5 protein-coding genes are annotated in these 7,693 nt (G+C 63.8%); 3 read left to right on the top strand and 2 right to left on the bottom strand.

Annotated features, from left to right (window positions below):
* Positions 1 to 156: 156 nt before the first annotated feature.
* On the top strand, positions 157 to 1,071 hold the full coding sequence (locus HBJ55_RS01360) for a LysR family transcriptional regulator (protein WP_167110286.1): 915 nt from the start codon (positions 157 to 159) through the stop codon (positions 1,069 to 1,071).
* Between the two features lie 86 nt (positions 1,072 to 1,157).
* Here the strand turns inward: HBJ55_RS01360 and gcvP are convergent, their stop codons facing one another.
* A complete protein-coding gene (gene gcvP / locus HBJ55_RS01355) occupies positions 1,158 to 4,052 on the bottom strand; it encodes an aminomethyl-transferring glycine dehydrogenase (protein ID WP_167110284.1) in 2,895 nt (964 codons plus the stop codon).
* Between the two features lie 79 nt (positions 4,053 to 4,131).
* Positions 4,132 to 4,524, bottom strand: coding sequence for a glycine cleavage system protein GcvH (gcvH, locus tag HBJ55_RS01350; protein ID WP_167110282.1), 393 nt, complete (start codon positions 4,522 to 4,524; stop codon positions 4,132 to 4,134).
* Between the two features lie 476 nt (positions 4,525 to 5,000).
* On the opposite strand from gcvH, the gene HBJ55_RS01345 reads away from it, so the two are divergent.
* Both HBJ55_RS01345 and gcvT read left to right on the top strand, forming a co-directional pair.
* Positions 5,001 to 6,407 (top strand): amino acid carrier protein, encoded by a 1,407-nt coding sequence (locus tag HBJ55_RS01345; RefSeq protein WP_167110280.1) that lies wholly within the window; start codon positions 5,001 to 5,003, stop codon positions 6,405 to 6,407.
* Positions 6,408 to 6,495: 88 nt separating this feature from the next.
* Positions 6,496 to 7,617 carry a glycine cleavage system aminomethyltransferase GcvT gene (gcvT, locus tag HBJ55_RS01340; RefSeq protein WP_167110278.1) on the top strand — a complete coding sequence of 374 codons (1,122 nt, stop codon included), beginning with the start codon at positions 6,496 to 6,498 and terminating at the stop codon, positions 7,615 to 7,617.
* The last annotated feature ends 76 nt before the right edge of the window (positions 7,618 to 7,693 follow it).

Here is a 7,693-nt window from a genome sequence, read left to right as displayed (position 1 = left end):
AGGGGGTCATGCAATGTTCATCGAGACTGGGTCATCGAGTCGTGATCCGATGCTATCATGCTGGCCCGCATGGCGCAGCGCTGCACCGTTGGGCTCGCAGTGGTAGGATGGCAACATTCGGTCTCGACCCCTGACCGCACTTGCTAGCGATGCGCCATGTTCAACGCCCAGTACTTCCGTACCTTCATTACCCTGGTCGAAACCGGCAGCTTCACGCGGACTGCGCGTCATCTCGACATGACCCAGCCGGGCGTCAGCCAGCACGTGCGCAAGCTCGAGCAGTACCTCGACAAGCCACTGCTGGAGCGTCAGGGGCGGCGCTTCATGCTGACCGAGGCCGGGCGACGGGCCTATGATTATGGCCTGCGCTTGTTCACCGAGCATGAACAGTTCCGCCATTCGCTGGATGACGATGCGCTCGATACCGGCGAGTGTCGCATTGCTTCGCCGGGCAGCGTCGGGCTGATGTTCTACCCCTTCATTCTTGGCCAGCAGCAGATGTCACCGGGACTGACGGTCAATTACAGCTTCGCTTTCAGTCATGAGATCGTCTCGGACGTGCTGGCCGGTCGCCACGATCTGGGAATCGTCACGGAGCCGATTCGCCACCCGGAGCTGGACTGCAGGCTCTGGCATCAGGAGCCGCTGTGCCTGGTGGTGCCGGCCGACTTTACCGGTACCTCGCTGGCCGAGCTGATGGGCATCGGTTTCCTCAATTATTCCGATGGCATCAACCACGCCGGAGCACTGCTGCGCAGCAATTTTGCCGACGAGTTTCGCTCCATGAGCCAATTCCGGCGCCAGGGATTCACCAACGAGGTTGGCATGGTGATGGATGCGGTGGCTCGCGGCCTCGGCTTCACCGTGGTGTCGCGTCTGGTGCTGGAAACCTCCCCCTGGCAGCGCCAGGTCAAGGAACTCGACCTGCCGGTAACGGAGTACGAGACACTGCATCTGGTCACGCGCTCTGGCGTAAAGATGCCGCGCCGTTATACCCGGCTGCTGGAGGGCTTCCGCGAGCAGCGCATGCGCGAGCGCTTCGGTCACGGGGAGGTCGCCTCGCCGCTGTAGTTGCCAGTGCGCTAGGCCCAAAGCAAACGGCCCGCCGATCGCTCGGCGGGCCGTTTACGCTACAGCCATGCATCCGCGACAGCGAATCAGTCGCGGTACTCATCGATGCTGGGGCAGGAGCAGATCAGTTGACGGTCGCCGAAGACATTGTCGACGCGGTTGACCGCCGGCCAGTACTTGGCGGCCTTGACCGCTGCCGAGGGGAAGGCGCCGACTTCGCGGGAGTAGGGGCGCTCCCAGCTCGGGTCCATCAGGTCGGCCATGGTGTGCGGCGCGTTGACCAGTGGGTTGTCGTCGGCCAGCCATGCACCTTGCTCGACCTGGGCAATCTCCTCACGAATGGCGATCATGGCGTCGCAGAAACGGTCGATCTCGTAGCGCGACTCCGACTCGGTGGGTTCCACCATCAGCGTGCCGGGCACCGGGAACGACATGGTCGGGGCGTGAAAGCCGTAGTCCATCAGGCGTTTGGCGATGTCCTCCTCGCTGACGCCCGAGGCCGCCTTGAGCGGGCGGATATCGATGATGCACTCATGCGCCACGGTGCCGTTGACGCCGCGATAGAGCACCGGGTAGTGCTGCTCGAGGCGCCTGGCGATGTAGTTGGCGTTGAGGATGGCGAGTTCCGTCGCCTGGCGCAGCCCGCGCGCGCCCATCATCTTGATGTAGGCCCAGGAGATCGGCAGGATCGAGGCGCTGCCGAAGGCCGCTGCGGAGACGGCGCCGCAGTGCTCCTTCACGCCGGCAATCGGCGTCACCACATGGTTGGAGACGTAGGGCGCCAGGTGCGCCTTGACCCCGATGGGCCCCATGCCCGGGCCGCCGCCGCCATGCGGGATGCAGAAGGTCTTGTGCAGGTTGAGGTGCGAAACATCGCCGCCGAAGTCGCCGGGGCGGGACAGGCCCACCTGGGCGTTCATGTTGGCGCCGTCGATGTAGACCTGGCCACCGTGGCGATGGACGATGGCGCACGCCTCACGCACGCCTTCCTCGAACACGCCGTGAGTGGAAGGATAGGTCAGCATGATGGCAGAGAGCGCGTCGCTGTGCTGTTCGGCCTTGGCGCGCAGGTCGTCGAGGTCGATGTTGCCCATCTCGTCGCACTCGACCACCACCACCTTCATCTGCGCCATGGCGGCGGAGGCGGGATTGGTGCCGTGGGCGGAGCTGGGGATCAGGCAGACGTCGCGGTGCCCCTGGCCCTGTGCCGCCTGGTAGCGGCGGATCGCTACCAGGCCGGCGTACTCGCCCTGAGCGCCGGAGTTGGGCTGCATCGAGATGTGGTCGTAACCGGTAATTTCGACCAGGAACGCCGCCAGCTCGTCGATCATCTGCTTGTAGCCGACCGCTTGGTCCTGGGGCACGAAGGGGTGCAACTGACCGAACTCGGGCCAGGTGATCGGGATCATCTCGCTGGTGGCATTGAGCTTCATGGTGCACGAGCCCAGCGGGATCATCGCGTGGGTGAGCGAGAGGTCCTTGTTCTCCAGGCGCTTGAGGTAGCGCAGCATCTCGGTCTCGCTGCGGAAGCGCTCGAAGGTGGGGTGGGTCAGGAACCTTGATTCGCGTCGGCAGGCGGCGGGAATGCCGCTGATGCCATCGGTTGCGACCCGCTCATCCAGGGTGGTGACCGAGAGGCCATGTTCCTCGCCGAGCAGCACGTCGAACAGGGTGTCGAGGTCGTGGGCTGTGGTGGTTTCGTCGAGGCTGACGCCGATATCACCATTGTCGAAGTAGCGCAGGTTGATTTCATGCGTCAGCGCCCGGCCGTGGATCTTGCCGGCGTCCACACCGGTCAGGCGCAGGGTATCGAACCAGCTATCGTGTACCAGCGACACACCCTTGGCCTTGAGCCCTTCGGCCAGGATGGTGGTCAGGCGATGGATGCGGCTGGCGATGGTGGTAAGACCTTCGGCACCGTGATAGACGGCATAGAAGCCGGCGATGTTGGCCAGCAGCGCCTGGGCGGTGCAGATGTTGGAGGTGGCTTTCTCGCGGCGGATGTGCTGCTCGCGGGTCTGCATGGCCATGCGCAGGGCAGTGTTGCCGCGGGCATCCTTGGACACGCCGATGATACGGCCGGGGATGGAGCGCTTGAGCTTGTCGGTGGTGGCGAAGTAGGCGGCATGGGGGCCGCCGTAGCCCATGGGGACACCGAAGCGTTGGGTATTGCCGACCACGATGTCGGCACCGAGCGCGCCCGGTTCCTTGAGCAGTACCAGGCTCATGATGTCGGCGGCCACGCAGGTCATCACGTTTTTCTCGCGGGCGGTAGCGAGCAGCGGCGCCAGGTCGCGCACGCGGCCGCTTTCGCCGGGGTACTGCAGCAGGGCACCGAAGACATCGTGCTCGGCCAGGCTCTCGGCCGGGCCGACAATGAGTTCGAAGCCGAAGTAGTGGGCGCGGGTGCGCACCACATCCAGCGTCTGCGGCAATACATCGTCGGCGACGAAGAAAGCATTGCTCTTCGACTTCTTGTTGGCCCTCTGGCACAGCGCCATGGCCTCGGCGGCGGCGGTAGCTTCGTCGAGCAGCGAGGCGTTGGCCAACTCCATGCCGGTGAGGTCCATGACCATCTGCTGGAAGTTGAGCAGGCCTTCGAGGCGGCCTTGGGCGATCTCCGGCTGATAGGGCGTATAGGCGGTATACCAGCCTGGATTTTCCAGCACGTTGCGCTGGATCACGGCCGGCACGTGGGTGTTGTAGTAGCCCTGACCGATGTAGGTCTTGAATACCTTGTTCTGGCGCGCCAGGCGTCTGAGGTAGTCGAGCGCTTCGGCTTCGCTGCGCGGTGGGTCGAGGTCGAGTTCGCGACCCAGGCGAATGTCCGCCGGCACCGTACGTTCGATCAGTGTCTCTAGGCTATCCATGTCCAGCGCCGCCAGCATGGCGGCTACATCTTCGGCTCCGGGGCCGTTGTGGCGACGGATGAAGGCGTCATGATCGGCCAGTTCGGCCAGGCGGCGGTTGTCGTAAACCATGGAGAACCCTGTAGTTGAGGTGAAATGCCCGGCGATTCCGAAGCCCGGTCGCCGGGCCGGGAGCATCGCTGCGTCGTTGTCAGGAGTCGCTGTCGACCACGGCCTGGTATGCCTCGGCATTCAGCAGGGCTTCCACGGCGGCCGCATCCTCGACGCGAACCTTCATGATCCAGCCACCCTCATAAGGGGCTTCGTTGACGGTCTCGGGCGCATCCTCGAGGGCCTCGTTGACCTCGACGATCTCGCCGGCCAGCGGGGCGTAGAGATCGGAGGCGGCCTTGACCGATTCGATCACGCCGAACTCCTCGCCCTTCTCCAGGGTGCGTCCCACCTCTGGAAGCTCGACGAACACGACGTCTCCAAGCGCTTCCTGGGCATGGTCGGTGATACCGATGGTGACGGTGCCATCGCCATTGTCCAGCACCCACTCGTGGCTGTCGTTGTAGCGCAGGTTGGCAGGGATCGAGCTCATGATGATTTTCCTATACGAAAAAGGTTTTCTGACTGGGCAAATGCTAACGCCATTGGTGGCGTTTGGCGAGCCCGGGGATCGTCGTCGATTCATGCGATCAGGCTTGCCGCATCGATAGCGTGGCGCGCGCGGCGGCAGGCGTCCAGTGCAACTTGCATGTGCTGCGGGTAAGCCCGGCTGGCAGCACCACCATTCGACACCGCTGGCTCGGCTCACTAACCTGTGAGGCATGCCGCTCGGCAGCGACGCTATGGCCTGGGCATGTCGCCAAAGTGAAAGTCGACGGTGTCGTGACGTTTGTTTCCGATACGAAACACGCGCTAAGCTTGCGCGGGTGAAGCAGGACGAACGAATCGCAGCAGTCTGTACGACACAGTAGTGAATTTCTGGCATTTTCCGCTATGGTACGCCGTCTGGTCGTACAGATTTATCGAGAAGGTCCTTAAAAACAGTCCATACAACAGAGGGAAACGTTCGTGGAAACATTGACAGCAATATTCAGCGCTATCAACGGCGTGGTCTGGGGGCCGTTGATGCTCATCCTGCTGTTGGGGGTGGGGCTCTACCTGCAGCTCGGATTGAAGCTGATGCCCATCCGCAAGCTGGGCACCGGCTTCAAGCTGATGTGGCAAGGGCGAGACGCCAAGCCGGTACCCGGCGAGGCGAAAAAGCCCGAAGACGAAGGTGAGATCTCGCCCTTCAACGCCCTGATGACGGCGCTTTCGGCCACCATCGGGACCGGGAACATCGCCGGCGTGGCAACGGCCATCGCTCTGGGCGGCCCAGGTGCGGTGTTCTGGATGTGGATCACGGCGCTGGTCGGCATGGCGACGAAATTCTCCGAGGCGGTGCTAGCGGTGCGTTTCCGGGAAACCGACAGTACCGGTTACCACGTCGGCGGGCCCATGTTCTACATCAAGAACGGCCTGGGTCGTAAGTGGCTGTGGCTGGGTGGCGCCTTCGCCTTCTTCGGTGCCGTGGCGGCCTTCGGCATCGGCAACACCGTGCAGTCGAACTCCGTGGCCGACGCCCTCGATTCGACTTTCGGCATCCCTCACTGGTTGACGGGTGTCGTCATCATGGTGCTGGCGGGCGCCGTGATCCTGGGCGGCATCAAGCGCATCGCCAAGGTGGCGGGCAAGCTGGTGCCGGTCATGGGCATTGCCTACGTGGTGGCGGGTCTGGTGGTGTTGATCGTCAACGCCGGGCAGATCGGCGATGCGTTCGGCCTGATCTTCTACTACGCCTTCAACCCGCATGCCGCGATGGGTGGCTTCGCCGGCGCGGCGGTGATGGCGGCGATACGCTTCGGTGTGGCACGCGGGATCTTCTCCAATGAGGCGGGCCTGGGCAGTGCGCCCATCGCCCATGCCGCCGCCAAGACACGCAACCCGGTGCGCCAGGGCCTGATCGCCATGCTCGGTACCTTCATCGATACCATCATCGTCTGCAGCATCACCGCCTTGGTGATCCTGACCTCCACGGTATGGGTCGAGGGCGAGGAGGGCGCCTCGCTGACTGCGCTCTCCTTCGATGCGGCGCTGCCAGGCTGGGGCAACCAGATCGTATCGCTGGCGCTGGCGGTGTTTGCCTTCACCACCATCCTGGGCTGGTCGTTCTACGGCGAGAAGTGCTTCCAGTTCCTGTTCGGTACGCGCTCGATCATGCTCTACCGGGTGCTGTTCGTGCTGGCGATTCCGCTTGGCGCCATGGCCAACCTGGGCTTCATCTGGCTGATGGCCGATACCTTCAACGCCATGATGGCGATTCCTAACCTGATCGCGTTGGCGCTGCTTTCGCCGGTGGTGTTCAAGGTGACGCGCGACTACTTCGACGGCAAGGAAGTGCTGCCTGGCGAGGATCTGGATCACGACAAGTCCTGATCGATTCGCTGGCGAACCGAGAGGCGCCCGAGGGCGCCTTTCATCCCGTCGAGCCCCTTTGCCTTCCATCACGTCACGAGGAAACCTCATGAGCCAACTCAAGCACACCCCGCTGCATGGCCTCCATCTGGAGCTGGGCGGGAAGATGGTCCCCTTTGCCGGCTATGAGATGCCGGTGCAGTTTCCGCTCGGCGTCAAGAAGGAGCACGAGCACACCCGCGCCGCCTGCGGCCTGTTCGATGTCTCCCATATGGGGCAGATCCTGCTGCATGGGCCCCGCCCCGCCGAGGCGCTGGAGACCCTGGTGTGCGCCGATATCGTGGGCCTGCCCGAGGGCATGCAGCGCTATGCGCTGTTTACCGGCCAGGAGGGCGGCATCCTCGACGACTTGATGGTGGCCAATCCTGGTGACGGGACGCTCTATCTGGTGGTCAACGCTGCATGCAAGGAGCAGGACGTGGCGCTGCTCGAGACAGGGCTCGTCGACCATGATCATCGGGTCGAGGTGCTGGATCGTGGCTTGCTGGCCCTGCAGGGGTCCAAGGCGGCGGAGGTCATGCGCCGGCATTGTCCCGAGGCGTGCGAGATGGTGTTCATGCAGCATGGACGCTTCGAGATTGGCGGCATGCCCGTATGGATCAGCCGCAGCGGTTATACCGGCGAGGATGGTTTCGAGATCTCGGTGGCGGCCGACGACGCGGAGGCGCTGGCCCGCCGACTGCTGGCCGAGGCCGAGGTCGAGCCCATCGGCCTGGGGGCGCGGGATTCCCTGCGCCTCGAGGCTGGGCTGTGTCTCTACGGCCATGATATCGATACCGAGACCACGCCGGTGGAAGCGGGGCTGATCTGGGCCATCGGCAAGCCGCGCCGTCACGGTGGAGAGCGTTCGGCCGGATTCCCGGGAGCTGACCTGATCCTGCACCAGGTCGATGCCAAGGATCATCGTCGCAAGCGGGTCGGCCTGCTGGGTGAGGGGCGTGCCCCGGTGCGCGAGGGAGCCGAGCTCTACAGCGAGGAAGGTCAGCATATCGGCAAGGTAACGTCCGGGGGCTTCGGGCCCAGCGTGGGCCAGCCGGTCGCGATGGGCTATGTCGATATCGAGCACGCCGCGGTCGGTACGACCGTCCATGCCGAGGTGCGCGGCAAGCGTTTGCCCATGGTCGTGAGCAAGATGCCCTTCGTGGCGCCGGGTTATTATCGCGGTTCATAGGATTTATACCGTTATCTTCGATTGGAGCCACCGCATGCAGATGCGGTGGCATTTTTACTGCCGTAACCAAGCCACG

It is taken from the genome of Billgrantia bachuensis (assembly GCF_011742165.1).
GTDB lineage: Bacteria > Pseudomonadota > Gammaproteobacteria > Pseudomonadales > Halomonadaceae > Halomonas > Halomonas bachuensis.
The sequence above is the reverse complement of the archived record's forward strand: the minus strand, read 5'-3'. Positions and strand labels throughout refer to the sequence as shown.

Coding starts and splice junctions, on each gene's coding strand:
- gcvP (WP_167110284.1), bottom strand. CDS start 4,052: ATGGTTTACGACAACCGCCGCCTGGCCGAACTGGCCGATCATGACGCC.
- HBJ55_RS01360 (WP_167110286.1), top strand. CDS start 157: ATGTTCAACGCCCAGTACTTCCGTACCTTCATTACCCTGGTCGAAACC.
- gcvT (WP_167110278.1), top strand. CDS start 6,496: ATGAGCCAACTCAAGCACACCCCGCTGCATGGCCTCCATCTGGAGCTG.
- gcvH (WP_167110282.1), bottom strand. CDS start 4,524: ATGAGCTCGATCCCTGCCAACCTGCGCTACAACGACAGCCACGAGTGG.